At 40.6% G+C, this 21695-nt stretch carries 15 protein-coding genes; 14 read left to right on the top strand and 1 reads right to left on the bottom strand.

Annotated elements, in window-relative coordinates; genetic code table 11:
• Positions 1-2: 2 nt before the first annotated feature.
• The 13 genes from BRLA_RS12820 to BRLA_RS12760 all read left to right on the top strand — a co-directional run bounded on the left by BRLA_RS12820 (position 3) and on the right by BRLA_RS12760 (position 16954).
• On the top strand, positions 3-3953 hold the full coding sequence (locus BRLA_RS12820; protein ID WP_003336220.1) for a non-ribosomal peptide synthetase: 3951 nt from the start codon (positions 3-5) through the stop codon (positions 3951-3953).
• A gap of 207 nt (positions 3954-4160) precedes the next feature.
• Entirely contained in the window at positions 4161-5675 is a 1515-nt protein-coding gene (locus BRLA_RS12815) for a spore germination protein (RefSeq protein ID WP_003336221.1), read from the top strand.
• Between the two features lie 6 nt (positions 5676-5681).
• On the top strand, positions 5682-6785 hold the full coding sequence (locus tag BRLA_RS12810; protein ID WP_041752193.1) for a GerAB/ArcD/ProY family transporter: 1104 nt from the start codon (positions 5682-5684) through the stop codon (positions 6783-6785).
• The gene (locus BRLA_RS12805) at positions 6782-7903 is read left to right on the top strand and encodes a Ger(x)C family spore germination protein (RefSeq protein ID WP_041752191.1); all 1122 of its coding nucleotides are present in this window, start codon (positions 6782-6784) and stop codon (positions 7901-7903) included. The genes BRLA_RS12810 and BRLA_RS12805 overlap by 4 nt, the downstream gene beginning before the upstream one ends.
• An 81-nt stretch (positions 7904-7984) precedes the next feature.
• The gene (locus BRLA_RS12800; protein ID WP_003336223.1) at positions 7985-8581 is read left to right on the top strand and encodes a hypothetical protein; all 597 of its coding nucleotides are present in this window, start codon (positions 7985-7987) and stop codon (positions 8579-8581) included.
• A gap of 145 nt (positions 8582-8726) precedes the next feature.
• Positions 8727-9242 carry a hemerythrin domain-containing protein gene (locus BRLA_RS12795; RefSeq protein ID WP_003336224.1) on the top strand — a complete coding sequence of 172 codons (516 nt, stop codon included), beginning with the start codon at positions 8727-8729 and terminating at the stop codon, positions 9240-9242.
• 156 nt (positions 9243-9398) lie between these two features.
• The gene (locus BRLA_RS12790; RefSeq protein WP_003336225.1) at positions 9399-10979 is read left to right on the top strand and encodes an acyl-CoA synthetase; all 1581 of its coding nucleotides are present in this window, start codon (positions 9399-9401) and stop codon (positions 10977-10979) included.
• Between the two features lie 321 nt (positions 10980-11300).
• On the top strand, positions 11301-11951 hold the full coding sequence (locus BRLA_RS12785; protein WP_003336226.1) for a DsbA family oxidoreductase: 651 nt from the start codon (positions 11301-11303) through the stop codon (positions 11949-11951).
• A 45-nt stretch (positions 11952-11996) separates the two neighbouring features.
• The gene (locus BRLA_RS12780) at positions 11997-12401 is read left to right on the top strand and encodes a nuclear transport factor 2 family protein (RefSeq protein ID WP_003336227.1); all 405 of its coding nucleotides are present in this window, start codon (positions 11997-11999) and stop codon (positions 12399-12401) included.
• Positions 12402-12658: 257 nt separating this feature from the next.
• Entirely contained in the window at positions 12659-13399 is a 741-nt protein-coding gene (gpmA, locus tag BRLA_RS12775) for a 2,3-diphosphoglycerate-dependent phosphoglycerate mutase (protein WP_003336228.1), read from the top strand.
• 62 nt (positions 13400-13461) lie between these two features.
• Positions 13462-14469: a tagatose 1,6-diphosphate aldolase gene (locus BRLA_RS12770; protein ID WP_003336229.1), complete on the top strand. Its 1008-nt coding sequence runs from the start codon at positions 13462-13464 to the stop codon at positions 14467-14469.
• A 230-nt stretch (positions 14470-14699) separates the two neighbouring features.
• Positions 14700-16241, top strand: a complete 1542-nt coding sequence (locus tag BRLA_RS12765) for a PTS transporter subunit EIIC (protein WP_003336231.1) — start codon at positions 14700-14702, stop codon at positions 16239-16241.
• Between the two features lie 29 nt (positions 16242-16270).
• Complete coding sequence (locus BRLA_RS12760) at positions 16271-16954, top strand: N-acetylmannosamine-6-phosphate 2-epimerase (RefSeq protein ID WP_197718116.1); 684 nt, start codon at positions 16271-16273, stop codon at positions 16952-16954.
• A 95-nt stretch (positions 16955-17049) separates the two neighbouring features.
• Here BRLA_RS12760 and BRLA_RS12755 read toward each other — a convergent pair whose 3' ends face one another.
• Positions 17050-17862, bottom strand: a complete 813-nt coding sequence (locus tag BRLA_RS12755) for a MurR/RpiR family transcriptional regulator (protein ID WP_003336233.1) — start codon at positions 17860-17862, stop codon at positions 17050-17052.
• 236 nt (positions 17863-18098) lie between these two features.
• Here BRLA_RS12755 and BRLA_RS12750 point away from each other — a divergent pair, with 236 nt between their 5' ends.
• Positions 18099-21428: a DEAD/DEAH box helicase gene (locus BRLA_RS12750; RefSeq protein ID WP_003336234.1), complete on the top strand. Its 3330-nt coding sequence runs from the start codon at positions 18099-18101 to the stop codon at positions 21426-21428.
• The last annotated feature ends 267 nt before the right edge of the window (positions 21429-21695 follow it).

Genomic DNA, 21695 nt, shown 5'->3' with positions numbered 1-21695 from the left:
TCATGACGACTAGCAAAATCACAGAAAATCTCATACTCTCTCATGAAAAATTAGAAAAAGAAGAAGCATACTGGCTAGATCAAATGAACGGGATTAGTGCTCTTTCTACGTTCCCTATTGAATTTTTACGTACATCGCTGGAGGAATTCCAAAAGGGAGTCATCACTCATTCGTTTTCAGCAGAGGTAACAGAAAAAATTCGGATGATTGCAAATCAATCTCCATATGCAATATTGACGATTCTTGCTACTGCTCTTGCAGATCTTCTTTCACGCTACACCGAAGCAGATGATATTGTGTTTAGTACACCTGTCTTTAAACAAAAGCAAGAATTGAAAATCGTAAATAAATTACTACCGTTACGTATTCAGATACAACGAAATAAGATGACGTTTAAGCAGTTACTTATGCAAATGAGTAAAAACATCAAGGAAGCTAGCCAAAATTCCAACTATCCATTTTACCAGGTGATGACAAAAGCTGGATTGCAGGTTGAAGATGGGATATTCCCATTATGTAATACAAGCATTATGCTAGACGACATCCACGAGAAAAGCAGCGTAAGCCAATTAAAAGCTGACTCGCTCTTTAGCTTTTCTCAGAAAGCGGATCATTTACAACTCGCTCTTGAATATAATGCTAGTCTGTATAGTCATGATCGGATGCAAATGATCGTTCATCATCTAGACAATTATCTCTCTGAAGTGATGAGAGAACCGGATAAAAGCTTAATGGAAATCTCATTCCTAGATGAAGCTGAGCGTTGTCGGTTACTTTATGATTTTAACGTGAGTAGCTTTGACTATCCACGCGATAAATCGGTATCCCAGCTTTTCGAAGAGCAGGTAGAACGGACGCCTGATCGGATTGCTGTTGTATTCGAAGGGAAATCATTAACCTATCGTGAATTAAATGATCGTGCGAATCAAGTTGCCTGGTTCTTACATGAACAAGAGGTGAGTGCGGGGACAATTGTTGGTTTTATGGTGGAACGTTCTCTTGAATTATTAATTGGTATCCTCGGTATTGTTAAATCAGGTGCGACATATCTACAAGTCGATCCTGATTATCCAGAGGAGCGAATCAACTATTTACTAACACATTCTCAAGCCTCTGTGATACTAACCCAACAAAAACATAAAATGAACGGCACACAAGAACAAGCTCGTACTTTCATCATCGAAGAAATTTTGACGCAAGCAACTGCTCCTACGGAAAACCTAAACTTACCTTATCAACCTGAAGGAATTCTGTATGTTCTCTATACATCAGGTTCTACAGGAAATCCAAAAGGAGCTATGATTAGACATCATTCGTTTGTTAATCTTTTATACTGGTATATCAAGAAGCTGTCTTTTTCAGAGAATGAACGGGCTTTGCTGATTGCTCCCAATAGTTTTGATTTGGCACAGAAAAATTTGTTTAGCGTGTTACTTGTTGGAGGAAGATTAATCATCTATTCCCCGGGTCCTTTCGATTATCGTCAGATGTCGACTGTGATCGATAGAGAGCAGATAACTACGATTAACTGCGCTCCTAGTGCATTTTATCCCTTACTTTATGAAAATGTCGCCGATGATTATGCTAAGCTGAAAAGCATTCGCCACATCAGTCTTGGTGGTGAACCGATCAACATGGTTCAACTACAGCCTTGGATCAAATCGCCCCATTTTAGAGCGGAGTTATCCAACACATATGGTCCAACAGAGTGTACAGATATTTCTGGGTACCATATCTTGAACAAGGAGGAATTACAGCAACTTACTACGGTTCCTATTGGAAAACCAATACATAACGCCAAGCTTTATATCTTAGATAAACATTTGCAACTGCTTCCTCCGGGAATTCCAGGTGAATTATGTATTGGTGGGGAAGGCGTGGGGAATGGATACTTTAACGCTCCAGAGCTGACCAAAGAGCGTTTTATTGATACACCGCATCTATGCGTGCCACGCGTCTATAGAACTGGTGATTTAATGCGTTGGCTTAAAAGTGGTGATCTGGAATTTATAGGTAGAATGGATCATCAAGTAAAAATTCGAGGTTTTCGTATCGAGCTGGAGGAAATAGAAGCAAGGCTATTACAATTCCCTAGCATGAGAGAAGTGATTGTTCTTGATAAAACAGACGAGGATGGGATCAAATACTTAATTGCTTATTTCGTTTCGGAAAATGAAGTAACCCTTGATGAAATTTCCGAGTTTGCTCAAAGCCATTTACCAGATTATATGCTTCCATCTCAATTTATGCAGTTGCCTGAATTTCCGCTTACTCCAAATGGGAAAATCAATAGATTAGCACTAGCTCAATTGAAAGATTACCTTACTTCAGCTACTTCATATGAGGCGGCTAAAACTCCGCTGCAAGAGGAATTGGTACGGATTTGGAAAGATATTTTGAAGCTAGACAAAATCGGAATACAGGATCATTTTTTTCGGATAGGAGGTCACTCTCTAAAGGCAATGACGCTGGTTACTATCCTGTACAAAGAACTTAATGTGAGTCTTTCGGTCAAACAAATTTTTGATCATCCTACCATTGAGTCGCTGGAGCAGTTGATTCAGGTGTCTGGAGATTCTGCCTTTATTCAAACCCCATTGGAACCCGTGGAAGAGCGTTCGTATTACCCGATTTCTGCTTCCCAAAGGAGAATGCTGATTGTCGACGAACTGAATCAAGGGGATACAAGCTATAACATTCCTACTTGCGTAATCATTGAAGGTCCAGTCAATCCGGAACGTTTTGAAACAGCTCTTACTCAACTAATTGAACGTCATGAAGCACTCCGTACCTCGTTTGAGTGGCAAGGAGAAGAGCAGGTTCAGCGAATCCATAAACAGGTAACCTTTCATCTGAGTCAACGTAAGATACAAGAGGATGAGCTTCGTGATGCAATTCAAGAATTCATAAAACCCTTCCATTTATCACAGGCACCTCTGTTTCGCGTCGGCTTGTATGAGTTAGGACCAGAGCGTCATTTCATGATCATGGACATGCACCATATCATTTCTGATGGTATATCTATGGCAATCCTGATTGAGGATTTGATTGATTTCTATAAAGGAAAGGAACTTTTGCCATTACCTATACAATACAAGGATTTCACACATTGGCAGAATCAATGGTTTGCTTCTGAGCAGGTAAAGATACAAGAACAATATTGGAAGGATACGTTCGCTGTTCAGCCACCAGTTCTACGTTTGCTGACCGATTATCCACGCCCTTCCATACGTACAAATGCAGGGGGACGAATTTCCTTTACCCTTCCTAAGACTGAAAGTGAAGAACTTTATCAAATCGCTCAAGATACTGAATCTACCTTATATATGCTTCTGTTAGCAGCCTATAATATTTTGCTGTTTACATGTACAGGACAGGAGGATATTGTAGTTGGCACCCCAGTAGCGGGAAGGCAGCATGCTGATCTGGAAAGAGTGGTAGGGATGTTTATTAACACCCTACCAATGCGTAATTATCCTCAAGCTGCGAAAACATTTGAAGAATTCTTTACAGAAATAAAGGTACGAACACTTAAAGCGTTCGACCATCAAGATTATCCCTTTGATGCTCTAGTAGAAAAGCTTAAAATCCCAAGGGATACGAGTCGAACACCACTATTTCAAACGATGCTTACCCTTCAAAATATGAACCAAGCAAGGATAGAATCAGAAGAATTAACTTATATAGCCTATGACTTTGCGGATACTACCTCCAAAATGGATTTATCCATCATCGCTGTTGAGACGCCTGATGAGGGTCTATTATTTGATCTGTACTATTCAAGTAACTTATTCAAAAGAGAAACGGCGGAGGACTTGGGGCAAGCTTATTTACAAATTTTAAAGCAAATCCCATCTCGGTTCGACAAGACAATCGCTAGTTTTGAGCTTAGTAGGAACTCAGATTCGTCAGCGCTACCAGATGCCTTTGAGGATGAAGAATTCGATTTTTAATGTAACGTGTAAAAATAGTGTAGTAGCAAGGGAATCTTTTCCTGCTTCTACACTGTTTTTTTATCATTTTCGAAGTGGATCGATTTAAAAGAAATGGGGTCTTTGCAAGTTTGTATTAGGAATATCCAAGGTTTTCTATTATGTGCATAATCCTCCATTAACAGTACATACTTAACATACAGTCTAAGGACATGTAGAGGTGATTGCATGCCCAAACATCCATTTTTTAAACGAAGCATGGGAAAAGGACACGCGCAAGCTGATTCTATTATTACTACATCACTGAAGGACAATATAAATCAAATTCTGTCCAAGCTTGATCAGATGCCAGATCTTACCGTACAACGCTTTTCGTGGAATCAAGGTGAAGAGGCTGCCATCTTATATATGGAGGAGCTTTCTGATAAAAAATTAATCTATGAAGATGTACTTTCTCCTATGTTAAAAAACATGACGTCACTTACACAGATTGAGGATTCTTCCTTAATAAGCTGTGAGATGAAGCCAACACACTCGCTAGAGGAGATTGTACAAAGCTTATTAATTGGTAAAAGCATCTTACTGTTTCATCACCATGCTATAGCTTATCAGGTCAATACCATTTCATATCCTGATCGTTCGATTGAAGAGCCGTATCTTGAGCCAACAATCAAGGGTGCGCATGATGGTTTTGTAGAGAATGCTTCAAAAAACCTTGGTTTACTACGTAGATACATACCTAGCCCAGAATTAAAGCTTCGGCAGCTAAAAATTGGAGAACGGGGAAAAGTTACTATTACCCTGGCCTATTTGGAGGATGTAGCTAACCCAAAGGTCATAGAGGAATTGGAGCGGCGCATTCAAGCGCTGAGTCTGGATGTCATTATAAATATCGGTGAATTACAGCAATTAATCTCGAAGAATACATTCACAGTATTTCCGCAGTTTTTGGTGACAGAACGTCCTGATACGACAGCAATGCAAATTTTAAAAGGGCGTGTCGCTATTATCATGGATCGTTCCCCAGGAGTACTCATTGCACCAATGGATCTAGTTGGTTTTTTGCAAACGAAGGATGATTATAATGTCAATTGGCTATTAGCTTCGTTTGTTCGGCTGCTGCGCTATATTGCTTTTATGATTTCTCTTGTGCTTCCGGCTTTTTATGTGGCGACAATTTCGTTTCATTTCGAAGTGATCCCGTTAAAGCTGTTATTATCCATTGGAGAGTCAAGGGAAAAAGTACCTTTTCCGCCCGTATTAGAGGCTTTAGTAATGGAATTATCATTGGAAATGCTCCGGGAAGCGGGATTGCGTCTGCCGGGGCCAATCGGTCAAACGGTTAGTATTGTAGGTGGTATTGTAATTGGTCAGGCTGCAGTTCAGGCTGGTATTGTAAGCAACATTATGGTGATCGTGGTATCCATTACAGCAATTGCTTCCTTTATCATTCCTTACTACGATATGTCGTCAACCATTCGTTTACTTCGCTTTCCCATGATGATGCTTGCTTATTTCTTTGGCTATGTAGGAATTATCATGGGGTTAATGATCATGTTTATCCACCTTATTACGCTAACCTCTATTGGAACGCCGTATGGTTCGCCGCTTGCTCCGGTTCGAATGAAAGAATGGAAAGATGCCGTCGTACTTACTGCACCAAAATATTTGACTATCAGACCTCATAGTGCAAGTCCATTACAGGAAAAGAAGAAAAAGGCTACTGATCCAACAGATAGGTGATGGTAGATGGGTTATGTGAAGCATAATCAAATAACGCTGTATCAATATATTTTTTTAATTGCGGGGAATCAGGTAGGTTTGGGGATTTTATATATTCCGCGAGACTTAGCACGTGAAGTAGGAATAGATGGCTGGATATCTATTGTGCTGAGCTGGATCATCGTTTGTATCGCTAGCATCATTATCACAAAAATGATGGCCCGAAATCCCGAACTTACGCTATTCCAGTCTTTACGTATCTATTGTGGTCCAATTGTTGGTTGGTTCATGTATTTTTTGATAGCGCTCCATCTCATCTTGTTTACCTATGCGATAGTAGCAGGGTCCATTTTTTTAATCCAGGTATGGGTTCTCCAGAGAATTTCGAGCTTTTGGCTAATGAGCTTATTTGTTATCCCGATTTATATGCTGTGTTCTCATGGGTTTAAAAACATTACTCGCTATGCTCAATTTGCTATTTTGATAAGTGTGTGGATGCCTTTGCTGTTGATTTTTCCCTTACAATATGCTAATCCATTCTATCTGCTTCCGATTATGCGGGAAGGACTAGAACCTGTGATAAAAGGTATCATGCCTGCCATTACCTTCTTTTGGGGCTTTGAGATGATCATGTTTTTCTATCCTTTCTTAAAGGATAAATCAAAAGCAACAGCGGGTGCTCTCATCGCCAATACTATTTCGATGCTGGTTTTGCTGTTTGTCACCATCATCTGTTTTCTCTTTTTTTCACAGGAACAAGTGGCTAACTATATGTGGCCCACGCTTACCTTATTAAAAGTAGTGGAGTTTCCGTTTTTAGAGCGTTTTGAAGTCATTTTTCTGTCGTTTTATTTGTTTGTTCTTTCGATATCATGGATTACCCTCAGCTATTTTTCTGTCTATACCGTAGAGAATCTATTCCATGCTGAGATGAGGAAGAAACACTTTCTGATTTTTTTAGGATGTTTGATCGTCATTTCGCTTTTATATTCGCCTAGTTTTTCGGACATCCGTCATTTTTTAGAGATAGCACAGCCACTCAGCTATTTCGTGAGCTATTTGTTCCCTCTCATCTTCTTCCTGTATCTTGTCCTATTTCAAAAGGTCATACAGAGGAGGCGAGAGAGATGATTAACAAGTATTATGTTCACATGTTTCTGTGGATCGTTCTGCTCTCTTTATTGCTGAGTGGATGCTCGCAACGGATCAATATTGAGAATGCAACGTTTAATTTAACACTTGGTTTGGATAAAAAAGGGAAAAATCTGTATTACTATTCAGTAAGTCCTATTTTTAATGAAGATGCACCTAAAAAAGTAGAAACACATGAAGTTAAAGCAGATAGTATTCGTAACGCACGTAATTTTTTTGATGCTAGCTCTATCGGACTTTTAACTACTGCCAAACTCCAGCAGGTATTGATTGGACGGGAATTATTGGAGTCACATGATGTGTTTCCCTTATTAGATGTTTTGTATCGGGATGTGACTAGTGCTAGTAATGCGAATGTTTTAATGGTGGATGGGCCGGTGAAGGATGTGATTATGTTCGAAGCGAAAAACAGGCCCCGCCTGCCCATATATCTTGGTCAGTTAATTGATTCGACAGCAGTGCGGAACCTGATTTCGCGTTCTACGTTACTCGATTTTCAATGGACGGTAATGGAGAAGACGATTACACCTTATATTGGAGTTGTCAAGAAAGAAAAAAATCAATTGGAGATAAAAGGAACCGCTTTATTAAATGGGCAGGGAAAGGCTGTAACGACGCTTTCTCTTCAGGAGACTACGATTATGCATATGCTTCAACGCTTTCATAAAGGCTTGTTCTCCCTGTCGTTACCTCTGAAGGAAACAAAAAATAAAGTTGACAGCAAAATCATAAGCGCTACCTTTGAACGTGTGACTCGTAAGGTGAAGCTAGTAAAAAAGGATGATCAATTCTACTATAACATCAAGCTAAAAATGGATGCGAACCTGAATGAAAGCGTAAATTTATTTCCTGCGCAGAACACCATGAAATCAATCGAAAAGTTTCTTGAAAAGGCAGTAAAAAAAGAAACAGAGAAGGTCATAAAAAAACTCCAGCAGCACAAAGTAGATCCTCTAGGCCTAGGAGATTACATGAGAGCATACTATTATCAGGATTGGAAAAACATGCAGATGGACTGGGGAAGTGCACTTGCAAAGATAACGATTATGATCGAGCCAGAAATTAGGGTAATGTTCAACGGCTTAGTTCAAGAATAACAGGGCAATAGTTACGCTATACAAAACAGAGAAAAGCGAGTAGAATAACTGTATTATAACAGATGAGGGGGAGAACGTGTTATGGTGTCATGGGAACAAGTAGAGCAAATGCCATTAGAACAAGTCGTAGATGAAGTAATTGAACGACACACTAGCATTCATGCAAGTTGGAGCATTCCTCCTCGATCGAAACAACTGTCTACTGCTCATCTAGTCACGGCAGATACCTTATTGTGCCAGATTAGTTTATCGAAAAGCCTGCACCGTTGGCTACATATGCAGAGCACAGAGCCTGGGGATTTATTACTTGCTTGGACGAATATCGGACTTTTAGTGGAAGGTACGATGAAATGGTTCCTTAGCGTTTTTCATGAGGAAGTCCGAAATGAATGGGAGAACCAAGTCGTAAAGTTTCAAGATCACTATTCCCAAGAATCATTTTTATACATGATGAGAAAATTTTTTCATCAGCGTATTTGGTTTGGAAAAGGAGACTTCGATCGCTGGGTGATGCATGTTCACGAATGCCGCTTCTATGGTCTTAGTGAACAGCAACAATTACAAAGTCGTATGGAGCGCTTTGATGAGGCTGTCCGTGTCTATTTACACTTTTTACGTTTTCACCAGGAATTGGTCGAACAGCAATTCATCCATCAGGAAGAAGAGAATACAAGGTAAACGGTAAAAATCCAAAAGGATATAGGCATCTCTTGAGGGGCAAAAGGAGGTGCCTATTTTATTTTGGTAAAAACGTTACAACTTCTCACTATTTCTAGCAAAAACAAGTATACTAGAAGCAGAGAAAACAAGGAGGAAAAGTGCCATGCATAAAGATTTATCACCTGCATTTGAACAATTAAAGAACGAGCATGGTCCGCTCCGGCAGTTAATGGAAGAGTTGTATGAACAAGCCGTTACAATGGGGAAAACGGGAGATGAGAAGAGCTATGCTCAAAGTCTGCATTCATTAGAAGAAAAGGTAGACAGTTTTTTGCTTATGCTAGAAACGCACGCCGAACGTGAAGAATCCTTCTTTTTCCCCATGATATTTGAGCTGACGGGTGGAGAGAACGGACCTATTGCAGTCATGGAAGAGGAACACCGAGAAGCGAAACAACATTTCGTACATTTCAAAGAAAAAATGAGCACAGTAGGTGTAACGATTGACAAGAACTCAGCTATTATGACAGCCGATCCTGTAGCGAAAGCCTACGTAGTTTTATCCGATCACTTTATGAAAGAAGAGATGGTTCTTTTTCCAATGGCAAACCAACTGCTAGTAGAGGAACAGAAGGACGAGTTGCAGAGACAGTTAATGAAAGCAGACAGAAAAAAATAGGGGTAACCAAATCGGATAAAGAGACTGTTCAACGTCTGAGCAGTCTCTGCGACAGTCACTGGTGCATGAGCAAGAAAAGGTTTTATTTATGACGAAACATTCTGAAAACGTACCAAACCCATATATAATAAAGAGAAATAGTGGGGAGGTATGAAAATGAGCGAAATTCAACGAACTCGCCGCAATACATTAGGGGATATTATCAGAAGAAGCAGTCTCCGTTTTCCGAAAAAAATAGCTTTGCGTTTTAAAAGGGAGGAGGTTACCTACCAACAACTCGATTCATTAATAAACCAAACAGCTCAATACATCTGCTCTAAGGGACTGCAAACGGGTGATCGTGCTGCAGTACTATCCCGTAACTCACTTGACTTTGTAATTGTTACGTTCGCTTTAGCCAAAGCGGGAGTTATTATGGTCCCGATCAACTATATGCTGAATGTAGAGGATGTTGCATATATCATGGGACATGCAGAGATTCAGGCTTGTTTTGTTGCGCCAGAATTCCTAGCTGTAGCAGATAAAGCGAATGAGATTGCGAACTGCGAGTTGCGATTACGAGCCATCATATCAAGCCCTGCCGATCCTATTTTGGAATGGATGCCATTACGTACGATGATTGCTGACTTACCAACAGTGGAGCCCGATGTGAACTTGGATGATGATGACGTCGCTCAGATTATGTATACAAGTGGTACGGAGTCCAAGCCAAAAGGCGTTATGCTTACTCATAAAAACTTGATAGCGCAATACATGAGTGTAATCTTAGATGGTGATTTGACGGAGCAGGATATTTTGGTTCATGCTTTACCGTTATTCCACTCCGCCCAGCTTCATTGTTTCTTAGGTCCTCATTTATATGTTGGCGCAAGCGGTACTATTTTAGAGCATGCTGCACCTGCACTGATGCTTGAGACGGTAGAACGATACGGGGCAACACAGCTTTTTTGTCCGCCTACTGTGTGGATCGCATTGTTGCGTTCCGAGGATTTTGCAGCACGTAATTTATCTTCGTTACAAAAATGCTACTACGGAGCTGCCATCATGCCTGTAGAGATTATCAAAGAGCTTTGTATGCGCTTACCTCAAAGCAAGCTGTATAATTTTTATGGACAAACAGAAGTAGCTCCACTAGCCACCGTATTAAAACCACATGATCAGCTTCGCAAAACAGGCTCGGCTGGGAAGCCTGCATTACATGTAGAAACAAAAATTGTTGATGAGTCAGGAAACGAAGTGCCAATTGGCCATATCGGCGAGATTGTACATCGGAGCAGTCATATCATGCTTGGCTATTTTAAGGATGAGGAGAAAACGAGAAGTGCTTTTCAAGGTGGCTGGTTTCATAGTGGTGACCTCGGTAGCATGGATGAAGAGGGCTATATAACAGTGGTTGATCGCAAAAAGGATATGATTAAAACGGGAGGTGAAAACGTAGCTAGTCGTGAAATTGAAGAATGGATGTATCAGCATCCAAAGGTTTCGGAGGTGGCAGTGATCGGTATTCCGCATCCGTATTGGATCGAAGCAGTTACAGCGATTGTAGTAGCGAATGCAGGAGAAGAAATAGAAACAGAAGAATTATTGCAATTTTGTAAAAAAGGTCTCTCCTCCTTTAAAGTGCCTAAGTTTGTTGTGGTCACAGATCAGCTACCGCGTAATCCTAGCGGGAAAATTGTAAAAAGAGAGCTGCGCAGACAATATCAGATGTTGAGTGAAATGGATAAATTACATTGATAAGCTTTGTCTGGAAGCCTTTTTCGTAACGGAGAAAAGGCTTTTTTTCATATGCGGCAAGGTAAGGAGAGAGGTGATTATGAAATGTGGCTGAATGAGGATAAATTTTTAACGTATTAGTAATTCTAAAATGGATCGTATAAAATGGTTGACTTAAACTTTAGTTGTAACTATAATTGTTACATGTTAACAAGACGACAAGTACTGTAGAAGATTCTTTGTGAATCCCCAGTCGTTGAATAGTATATTCTTGAATCTTTTTATATGACTAGCATGGTTATGACAATAGGATTATAAATGGAAAGCTGAGGTAATGTAGCGATGACGATAAAAATTAAAGCTTACTCTGATTTTATATGTCCATTTTGTTTTTTAGGAAAAGGCCCTTTAGATGAGATCGCGAAGGAAAAAGATGTAGAGGTAGAATGGATGCCATTCGAATTGCGTCCAAGTCCTTATTCAAAAATTGATCCATGGAAGGAGCCTGACAAGCTTGGCTCCTGGGATTCCTTTATTCTTCCGACTGCTAAAAAGCTAGGAATTGATATGCGTTTGCCACGTGTTTCACCACATCCATATACACACTTGGCATTTGAAGCCTATCAGTACGCGAAGGAACAGGGGAAAGGCAATGAGTATCACCATAGAGTGTTTACAGCATTTTTCCAAGAAGAACAAAACATTGAAGATATTGATGTGCTGACAAAACTAGCGGGTGAAGTTGGACTTGATATGGATGAGTGCAGGGAAGCCTTGGTAACACGAAAATATAAAGAAGTGCATCAGAAGCTATTAAAGCATGCCTATGAAGAAGCGCAAATTATGGCTGTTCCAACGCTTGTGATTGGTGACGAAGTGGTACAGGGATTAGCTAACAAGGAAACCTTAGCAAAAATTATTGATAAGGAACTAGATAAAAATAAGACAAACGAGTTTGATGGATTGCAATGCTCACTGGACGGAGAATGCTAATAGATTGATTTCAGACTTGCTTATCTGAATTTGGAGGATACTTATATGGGTCAACTAACTAACTTAGAAATCATTCGCAGAACATACGAGGGTCCATCTTCTTCTAACGCTCAGCATTTGCTTGCAGCCCTTTCGGATTTCGTAGAATGGACGGAGGCACCAGGCTTTCCATATGGTGGAACATACATTGGTGTAGAGGCTGTCATGCAGAATGTATTTAGCCGTTTGGCAACGGAATGGGACGATTTCAAGGCAAGCGTACACACCTATCATGAAGTAAACGAGAAGGATATCATTATCGTTGAAGGGGTTTATTCTGGAACCTATAAAGCAACAGGCAAAGCGTTTCAAGCAGAGTTTGTACACATTTATCACCTTCATGAGGGAAAAATTATCAAATTTAAACAATATGTTGATAGTCATGTTGTGCAACAGGCTATGACCTTTTAAATCATCAACCGTAAATAACAGCGGTAGCAATATGGAAGGACTTGAGGCAACTAGGAACAAAGGATTCAACTGTTCTAGTTGCCTTTTTTATTTGTTTGTATCGTTTGTGTCGTTTCCACGCAGGAAATAAAATACCAATTTAATGCTATACTACATATGAATAACCTTACTTGAAGTTGAGAAAAAGAATCGTTCATGTATACCTGACAGGCTGATCACTTACGAAAGGACCTTTTGGGAAGAAAGGGGTATCAGTGATGATGAAACTAGTACTTATTCGGCATGGACAAAGTTTATGGAATCTCGAAAATAGGTTTACAGGATGGACAGATGTGGACTTATCCACGAATGGACTCCAAGAAGCAAGAGAAGCAGGAATGATCCTGAAGAAAAATGGATATGTGTTTGACGTAGGCTACACCTCTGTTTTAAAAAGAGCAATTCGTACCTTATGGATTGTTTTACATGAAATGGATCTCATGTGGATTCCTGTCCATAAAACATGGCAGTTAAATGAACGTCATTACGGGGCCTTGCAAGGTTTAAATAAGGCAGAAACGAGTCAAAAATATGGAGCAGATCAGGTTCAATTATGGAGAAGATCAACCGATGTACGCCCGCCTGCTCTGACAAAGGATGATGAGCGCTTTGAAGCCTCTCATCCAAAATATAAAGCACTAAAGGAAGGGGAATTTCCTCTCACTGAAAATCTTGAGGATACCGAAAAACGAGTTTTAGCCTATTGGGATACGGAAATTGCCCCTACATTGAAAAAAGGCCAAAAGGTCATTATCTCCGCTCATGGAAATACGATTCGGGCCTTAATCAAATATTTAGATCAAATTTCGGCGGACGGTATTGTAAGCTTAAACATTCCGACTGGTATTCCGCTGGTATATGAATTGGATGATCAATTAAACCCAATTAATCATTACTATTTAAGTATGGACGGCAAGGTTCCTGAAGGCCAAGTTCCCAAGCATATTGATATGCATTAACTGGATTGTTTGGCATTGGAGTATCTCCTTTTCCACAATGAATAGTAGGGAGTGAAGGTAAGATGAAGATGCAACGCGGAAAATTTGAAGGATTACAGAGGTTATCGAACGATAAAGGAGTAATCGCTGCTTTAGCCATTGACCAGAGGGGCTCTATGAAGAAAATGATTCAAAAAGTCAAAGGAGACTCATATCATATAGAACAGGTCAAGATTTTTAAAGAGGCTGTTTCCCGTGAATTAACTCCTTACGTTAGTGCGATCCTATTAGACCTAGAAACAGGAAAATACGGTATGAAAGCAAAGGATGATCGAGCAGGATTGTTACTTTCTTATGAGAAAACAGGATATGATGCTACGGAACCCGGACGTTTACCAGATGTGATAGAAGATTTGTCTGCTCTTCGAATTAAAGAACAGGGAGGAGATGCCGTTAAGATTTTAGTCTACTATGATCCTTGCGAACCTGCCGAGATTAATGAAAAGAAGCATGCATTCCTGGAAAGAGTAGGAGCGGAATGCAGAGCGGTAGATATACCGCTTTTTGTGGAGCCCATTGTTTATGATCAGTTTGTGGAAGACACAAAAAGCATCGAGTTTGCAAAAATAAAGCCGGCTAAAGTTAAGGCATCCATCCAAGAATTCTCGAAACCACGTTACGGGATAGATGTATTAAAGGTAGAGGTTCCTGTTAACTTCAACTATGTTGAGGGATTTGCAGATGGAGAGCATGCTTATACGAAAGAAGAAGCTGCCAGACATTTTAAAGAGGCATCAGACCTAGCTACCCTACCCTTTATCTATTTAAGTGCAGGCGTTACATCGGAATTATTCCGGAAAACCATTGAGTTCGCAATCGAAGCTGAGTCTGCCTTTTGCGGTGTACTTTGTGGACGGGCTACTTGGTTTGACGGTGTAGCTGCTTATGGAGAAGGAGACGAAGAGGGGTTGCGTCAGTGGCTACAAACCAAAGGGAAGTATAATATTGATCATTTAAACGAATTATTAGATAAAGCTTCTCCATGGTGGTCCATTTATGGAAAAGTAGAAGACATCCAAATTATAGATTAGTTCAGCTACTGCTTTGTGAGGAAAGCTAAACATAGATAGAATAAAAAAGAGTAAAACCAGTACATTCAATCCAAAACAGGAGTGTACTGGTTTTTTTGTCTTTGTACGTAGGAAAAAGGAGAGGATTGGGGAATCATGAGAACGATTACAAAAATACCTTGACGAAAATGATTACCTTATTTTAAAATTAAAACGAAAATAATTTTCATCATAGAACTGGGGAGAAGAAAATGAGCGGATTCTTTGAACATGCACAACGCTTTGGGAAATCATTCATGCTACCTATCGCTGTTCTTCCTGCAGCAGGTTTATTACTTGGTATTGGAGGAGCCCTGTCAAATCCCAATACATTGGTAGCGTATCCATTTTTAGATGTACCTTGGTTACAAGCCATTTTCACCATTATGAGTTCAGCCGGTTCTATTGTGTTTGCTAACCTAGCTATCATCTTCGCTGTTGGGATTGCAGTAGGTTTGGCTCGTTCTGATAAAGGAACCGCTGGATTAGCAGCAGTATTAGGATATTTAGTTATGAACGCCACTATTAACGCGATGCTCATTATTACGAGCAAGCTAGCAACTGAGAATTTGGCAGCCGTTGGTCAGGGAATGACGCTTGGCATTCAAACATTAGAAACTGGGGTTTTCGGAGGTGCTGTTGTTGGTGTTTTAACAGCCCTTCTGCATAATCGGTATAACAAGGTTGAACTGCCTCAATTTTTAGGATTCTTTGGTGGTTCACGTTTTATACCTATCATCACTTCATTTGCCTCTATTTTGCTGGGAGTAGCGATGTTTCTTGTATGGCCACCTATTCAATCAGGAATTTTCAAGCTAGGTGGCCTCGTTGAATCAACAGGATACATTGGAACATTCTTCTATGGATTTATTCTTCGTCTACTAGGTCCTTTTGGCTTGCATCATATTTTCTACATGCCATTCTGGACGACAGGTCTTGGCGGTTCATTGGTTGTCAATGGAACATTGGTGGAAGGAACTCAGAAAATTTTCTTTGCCCAATTGGCTGATCCAAACACAACGCAGTTTTATATCGGAACGGCTCGTTTTATGTCAGGACGCTTTATTACCATGATGTTTGGACTATTAGGAGCGGTACTGGCCATGTATCAATGTGTGAAGCCAGAAAATCGCAAAAAAGTTGCCGGTCTACTGCTTTCGGCGGGTCTAACCTGCTTTTTGACAGGAATTACGGAGCCGATCGAATTTTCATTCTTGTTCATCGCACCTGTTTTGTATGCTGTGCATGCATTCTTTGATGGTCTAGCGTTTATGATGGCTCATATTTTCCAGATTACGATTGGTCAAACCTTCTCTGGTGGCTTTATTGACTTTGTTCTGTTTGGAGTTCTGCAAGGTACTGCCAAAACAAACTGGTTATATGTTCCAATAATCGGTGTTTTCTGGTTCTTCTTGTACTACTTCACTTTCCGCTTTGCGATTAAGAAATTTAATATTAAAACCCCAGGACGTGAAACGGATCAGGGTTTACATGAGGCTGAAACGGATGGAGCACAAACAAGCCGTGCCGTTACTATTATTGAAGCCTTAGGTGGAAGCGAAAATATTAAAGATGTGGATTGCTGCGCGACTCGCTTACGTATGACCGTTTTTGACGGAGAAAAAGTGTCTGAAGAAGAGCTGAAGAAGACAGGAGCAAAAGGTGTCATTTTGAAGGGAAACGGCGTTCAAGTTATTTATGGACCACATGTGACTATCATTAAAAATGAAATTGAAGAAACATTGGGAGTGTAGGTACCGTGAATGAGATTACAAACGAAGTAATAAAAGAACAAATTAAGCATGGCTTGGTAGTATCATGTCAGGCTTTGCCTGATGAACCCTTGCACAGCGCTTTTATCATGGGGAGAATGGCACGGGCAGCTGAGGAAGGCGGTGCTGTTGGTATTCGTGCCAATACGCGGGAAGATATTGCAGAAATTAAAAAGCAGGTCAAGCTACCAATTATGGGAATCGTCAAACGCGATTACGACGATTCAGAAATTTATATCACCCCAACGATGAAAGAAATAGATGAGCTAGTCGAGACAGGCTGCGAAATTATTGCGCTAGATGCGACTGATCGAATTCGACCAGCCGGGAAAACACTAGAACGATTTGTTCAGGAAGTAAAAGAGAAATACCCGTCCCAATTGCTTATGGCGGACGTTGCTACCTTGGCAGAAGCGAAAAAGGCAGAGGAGCTTGGTTTTGATTTTGTCTCTACTACTCTCGTTGGCTACACCTCTCAGAGTATCGGGCAAAGGCTGTACGATAACGATTTTTCCCTTTTGCAAGAAATACTTGCATGTGTTTCTGTGCCAGTCATTGCGGAGGGAAATATCTTGACTCCTGCTATGGCTAAGCGCTGCTTAGAGCTAGGGGTTTATGCTGTAGTTGTAGGAGGGGCCATAACGCGTCCACAGCAGATTACAAAGCGTTTTGTTGGTCAGCTTGCGAAAGCATAATAATCACTATATCTCTCTATTAGTAAGAGAAAGGCAGATGTAGAGTCTAAAAAGAAGGCTTCGCCAATTGGTGAAAGCCTTCTTTTTTTCAAAGATTATCCTTGTTTATGCTGGTAAAGAACGCGCAATGTTTCTTGGCGTTTTGCCAATAATTCAGCATCCTCGGCTAACAGCATCGAAATGACATCAATGATGAAATAGAATGCAAGCTGGCTTTGCACCAATTGTAATTCATCACTTCGTCGAAGGTTGGATGTGAACAGGACGATATCAGAGGTATCGGTGAGGGGCGTGTGATTATAGTTTGTGATGCTAACGACAGTGGCTTCATGCGACTTAGCTTCCCTAGCAGCATCAATGACTTCACGTGTCAGCCCCGTATTTGACAGGCAAATGACCAAATCATTGCTGGTTAAAAGCGAAGCATCCATCAGCATCATATGAGGATCAATAATCGCATCGACCAGCAAGCCAAACCGTACCAATCTGTTTTTCATCTCCAGAGAGGTCAAGCCTGAGCTGCCGATTCCATAGATGTGAATAACCCGTGAGTTTATAATCAATTGAACAATCTGTTTGATAATCGCTGGATCAATCATTTCAATCGTAGACTGGATGATCTGCAAATAGGTATTTCCTACTTGAGCAAATGTATTTTCACTTGTTTCTGTAGGAGCAACCTCACGACTTAACATGATTTTAAATTCGACAAAATTATTACAGCCAATCTTCTTACAAAACCGTGTGATGGTCGAAGTGGATGTTTCTACTTTCTGTGCTAATTCTTTAATATTAATATTTAACATCAGATCCTTATGCTTCCGGATGTACTCTGCAATTTCTTTTTCCTTAGAAGATAACAGGTGAAAATTAATTTGAATACGTTCGAAGACTCCTGCTGTAGACAAAAGCCGGGCACCTTCCTCTCATGCATGAAATACTTTCATTATACTGTTTGATTTACATTTGGACAAAACATATTAACTAGGGATTGTCTTGCAGAAGGAACATTTTTTTCGATTCTAGTAGCAAAAGATGTTTGTTATCAAGGAACCTTTTCTTATTTGGAGCTGTTTCTGCTATCATAGGTACGAAAGTAAAACCGGATAGAGTAAATTAACATGCAATAGGAAGGAACAGTGCAATGAGCTTTCAGTTAAGTCGAAGGATCATTAAAACCTTGTGCGGTCAGGTCTCTTACGAAAAAGGTGACGTATATTATCGAACGGGCAAGGTGATGATTACGAATTATGACCCAGATCAACAAAGCTATCAAGCAACGGTAAATGCCGGGAGTGGTTACCAGGTTACTGTTAGAATAGACCGAGGGGAAGTGAGTGCGGAATGCACTTGTCCTACCCTTTCTTCGTACGATAAATTTTGTCAGCATACTGCTGCTGTATTGTTAAGTATACGGGATAGTGATCAGGATAGTAGCGGACCATTTAATAATCGTATCAATGCTAGTCAGATACAGGCTAGAGAGGGGATAGCTGAGGGGCGCGAGTATACCAGAGCAAAATTTGCCGATTCTATGGAGCGGTCTACAATGTTCTCTGATTCAGATGCACAAATGGCAAAACATATGCTGAGGATATTTAGCCGCCAATCGTTGCGTCCAAGCAGTACACGTACACCCCTAGATACAAGGGAGGTTCTTGACGTAGAGTTTATTTGTAGGCCCTTCCATTATGGTTATGGTAGGTACATGTTTGGTCTAGAGCTTAAATTAGGGCCAAAACGACTCTATGTGGTTAAACATATAAGAGAATTTCTTGACCGAATGGATCGTCGTGAAGGGGTTATATTCTCGAAACACTTTGCCTATGATCCTGAGCTTCATAGCTTTCAAAAAGAAAATGATGAAGTTCTTCAGCAATTAGTCCAAATTAGTAAAAACGAAAGAATGTTTCAAGATACATGGAATATATCCGTCCATGCTAATAGGAAGAGCGATGATCGGATGCTTTTGATTCCTCCTTTTTCATGGGAGCCTCTTCTAGCTCTGCTAATGAAGGCCCCATTGGTAAAACTTGAGCAGGGAGATCGTCTACTTGATGGTATCCATTTATCCGATGGGCCATTGCCTCTGGAATTTGAATTCGACCAAGCGCAGTCTACAGGCTATCGGTTGGATATTCGAGGCTTAGATAAGCTCACCATCATGGAATCATATGAAGTAGTCCTTTCGGATGGAAAGCTTATCAAGCTCCAGCAGGAACAGTGCAAGCGTCTCCTTGAATTAAAAAGAATGCTTGATCCATCGCACAGGAATCAGGTTCAGATTCAGCCCGAGCAAATGGAACCTTTTATGGAAAAGGTTATACCTGGTCTGATAAAGCTAGGAAGTGTGCATATTGCTCAAGCTGTTTCTGAGAAAATCGTACAAACACCGTTACAGGCAAGGCTATACCTAGACCGAGTGAGAGATCGATTGCTTGCAGGTCTTGAATTTCAATATGGCGATATTATCATCAACCCTTTGGAGACTACTAGCCGGAAGAGAGATACTGATCCGATTCTCATGAGGGATGGTGATCAGGAGCGACGTATTCTGGAGCTTATGGAAAACAGCTCCTTTGTGCAGACGGAAGCAGGATATTTTATGGATGATGAAGAGGCAGAATATGAATTTTTATACCATGTCATTCCCGTGCTAGAGAAGCTCTTAAAGGTATATGCAACCACAGCAGTAAAAGTAAGACTTCACACTGGGCATACTCCTCCTAAGATAACAGTAGATGTAGATGAGCGAATGCAATGGCTTGAATTTAATTTTGATATGGCTGGAATACCTGATTCAGATATTCGAAAGCTACTGAAATCGCTTGAAGAGAAGCGAAAATACTATCGATTACCTAATGGAGCATTATTACCGTTGGAAAGTGTGGAGTTCCAGGAGGTTTCCCTCTTTATAAATGAGCTAGGAATACGAAAAGAGGAGTGGAAGGAAGCGAATCTACGCCTTCCATTAGTCCGTGGACTTCATTTGATTGATTCACATGAAAGGGGCAAGAACGTCAAGCTGGGCAAATCGCTTCGACGTCTTTTAGAAAATATCCGAAATCCTGACAATCTGGATTTTCCTGTACCCGAAAGCGTAGCTCATGTACTTCGAGACTACCAGATATATGGATTTCAATGGATGAAAACGTTAGCGCACTATCGTTTTGGCGGTATTCTAGCAGATGATATGGGACTGGGCAAAACATTGCAAAGCATCGCTTTTATCGTGTCCGTGCTACCAGAGATCCGAGAGCAGGGAGTGCCAGCGTTAATTGTCTGCCCAGCTTCTTTGGTGTACAACTGGCGCAATGAGCTGAAAAGATTTGCACCCGAGATTCAGACAGTCATCGCTGATGGCAGCAGGGTGGAGCGCACTAGCATCATACGAGAAGCATCAGGGGCAGATGTTATCATTACCTCTTACCCACTACTGCGTAGGGATATTGATTTGTATGCTGCCTCGATGTTTCATACTCTTATTTTGGACGAGGCACAGGCTTTCAAAAATTACGTCACTCAAACGGCACAGGCAGTAAAGGAAATTCAGGCCAAGTATCGCTTTGCTCTTACTGGAACACCTGTGGAAAACAAACTGGAGGAATTGTGGTCGATCTTTGACGCCGTGTTCCCAGAACTCTTTCAGAATAGAAAGGCGTTCCATAATGTAACGCAAGAAGTGGTAGCTAAAAAAATTCGACCGTTTATATTACGCCGCGTGAAAACCGATGTATTAAAGGAACTCCCCGAAAAGATTGAATCACTGCAAGCGTCTGCGCTTCTACCAGATCAGAAAAAATTATATGTCGCCTATCTGGCAAAATTACAGGAGGAGACATTAAAACATTTGGATGAGGATGACTTTCAGAAAAACAAGATTAAAATTCTAGCTGGTTTGACTAGGCTTCGCCAGATATGCTGTCATCCTGCTCTGTTTGTCGAGGACTACGCAGGAAGCTCCGCCAAGCTTGAACAATTGCTAGAGGTTATTCAAGAGTGCCTAAGCGCTGGGAAACGAATACTGGTGTTCTCTCAATTTACCCAGATGCTTGGATTAATTGGTCGTGAGCTGGGGTATTTGGGGGTACCGTACTTTTATTTGGATGGGAGTACACCCGCTGCTGAACGGGTTGAGCTGTGTAACAGATTTAATGAAGGGGAGCGAGAATTGTTTCTTCTTTCCTTAAAAGCAGGTGGCACTGGCTTGAACCTGACCGGGGCAGACACGGTTATTCTCTATGATCTATGGTGGAACCCAGCTGTAGAACAGCAAGCAGCTGATCGTGCCCATCGAATAGGACAGAAAAACGTAGTGCAGGTTCTACGTCTGGTCACTCAAGGCACAGTGGAAGAGAAAATGTACGAGCTTCAGCAGAAAAAGAAAAATCTAATTGAGGAAGTAATTCAGCCAGGTCATGAAGCTTTATCTACTTTAACGGAGCAGGAAATCAGGGAGATTTTGATGATTTGATGAAATATGTATACACGAAGAGGATTTGTGTTTTACAAACGATCAATGATACGGACTTCTAGAAACACTCCGTATCATTGATATTGATATGAGAAAAAATAGAAATGATGAAAACACCTATTTTACATATAAAGAATTATAATATAAGATTATATAAATTCCAAATGTTACATGCTCATATAGTAGACTATTGTCAATAGCGACATACAATATGTAAAGATAGAATGAATGAAGATCATACAAATATAAAACAGTCATAATGAAATA

It is taken from the genome of Brevibacillus laterosporus LMG 15441 (assembly GCF_000219535.2).
GTDB classification, from domain to species: Bacteria; Bacillota; Bacilli; order Brevibacillales; family Brevibacillaceae; genus Brevibacillus_B; species Brevibacillus_B halotolerans.
Note: the sequence above shows the minus strand (reverse complement) of the source record. Positions and strands in the feature narration are given on the sequence as shown.

What these genes read in the sequence shown, in the direction of transcription:
- BRLA_RS12820 (WP_003336220.1), top strand. Translation starts at nt 3, where the DNA reads ATGACGACTAGCAAAATCACAGAAAATCTCATACTCTCTCATGAAAAA.
- BRLA_RS12815 (WP_003336221.1), top strand. Translation starts at nt 4,161, where the DNA reads ATGCCCAAACATCCATTTTTTAAACGAAGCATGGGAAAAGGACACGCG.
- BRLA_RS12810 (WP_041752193.1), top strand. Translation starts at nt 5,682, where the DNA reads ATGGGTTATGTGAAGCATAATCAAATAACGCTGTATCAATATATTTTT.
- BRLA_RS12805 (WP_041752191.1), top strand. Translation starts at nt 6,782, where the DNA reads ATGATTAACAAGTATTATGTTCACATGTTTCTGTGGATCGTTCTGCTC.
- BRLA_RS12800 (WP_003336223.1), top strand. Translation starts at nt 7,985, where the DNA reads ATGGTGTCATGGGAACAAGTAGAGCAAATGCCATTAGAACAAGTCGTA.
- BRLA_RS12795 (WP_003336224.1), top strand. Translation starts at nt 8,727, where the DNA reads ATGCATAAAGATTTATCACCTGCATTTGAACAATTAAAGAACGAGCAT.
- BRLA_RS12790 (WP_003336225.1), top strand. Translation starts at nt 9,399, where the DNA reads ATGAGCGAAATTCAACGAACTCGCCGCAATACATTAGGGGATATTATC.
- BRLA_RS12785 (WP_003336226.1), top strand. Translation starts at nt 11,301, where the DNA reads ATGACGATAAAAATTAAAGCTTACTCTGATTTTATATGTCCATTTTGT.
- BRLA_RS12780 (WP_003336227.1), top strand. Translation starts at nt 11,997, where the DNA reads ATGGGTCAACTAACTAACTTAGAAATCATTCGCAGAACATACGAGGGT.
- gpmA (WP_003336228.1), top strand. Translation starts at nt 12,659, where the DNA reads ATGATGAAACTAGTACTTATTCGGCATGGACAAAGTTTATGGAATCTC.
- BRLA_RS12770 (WP_003336229.1), top strand. Translation starts at nt 13,462, where the DNA reads ATGAAGATGCAACGCGGAAAATTTGAAGGATTACAGAGGTTATCGAAC.
- BRLA_RS12765 (WP_003336231.1), top strand. Translation starts at nt 14,700, where the DNA reads ATGAGCGGATTCTTTGAACATGCACAACGCTTTGGGAAATCATTCATG.
- BRLA_RS12750 (WP_003336234.1), top strand. Translation starts at nt 18,099, where the DNA reads ATGAGCTTTCAGTTAAGTCGAAGGATCATTAAAACCTTGTGCGGTCAG.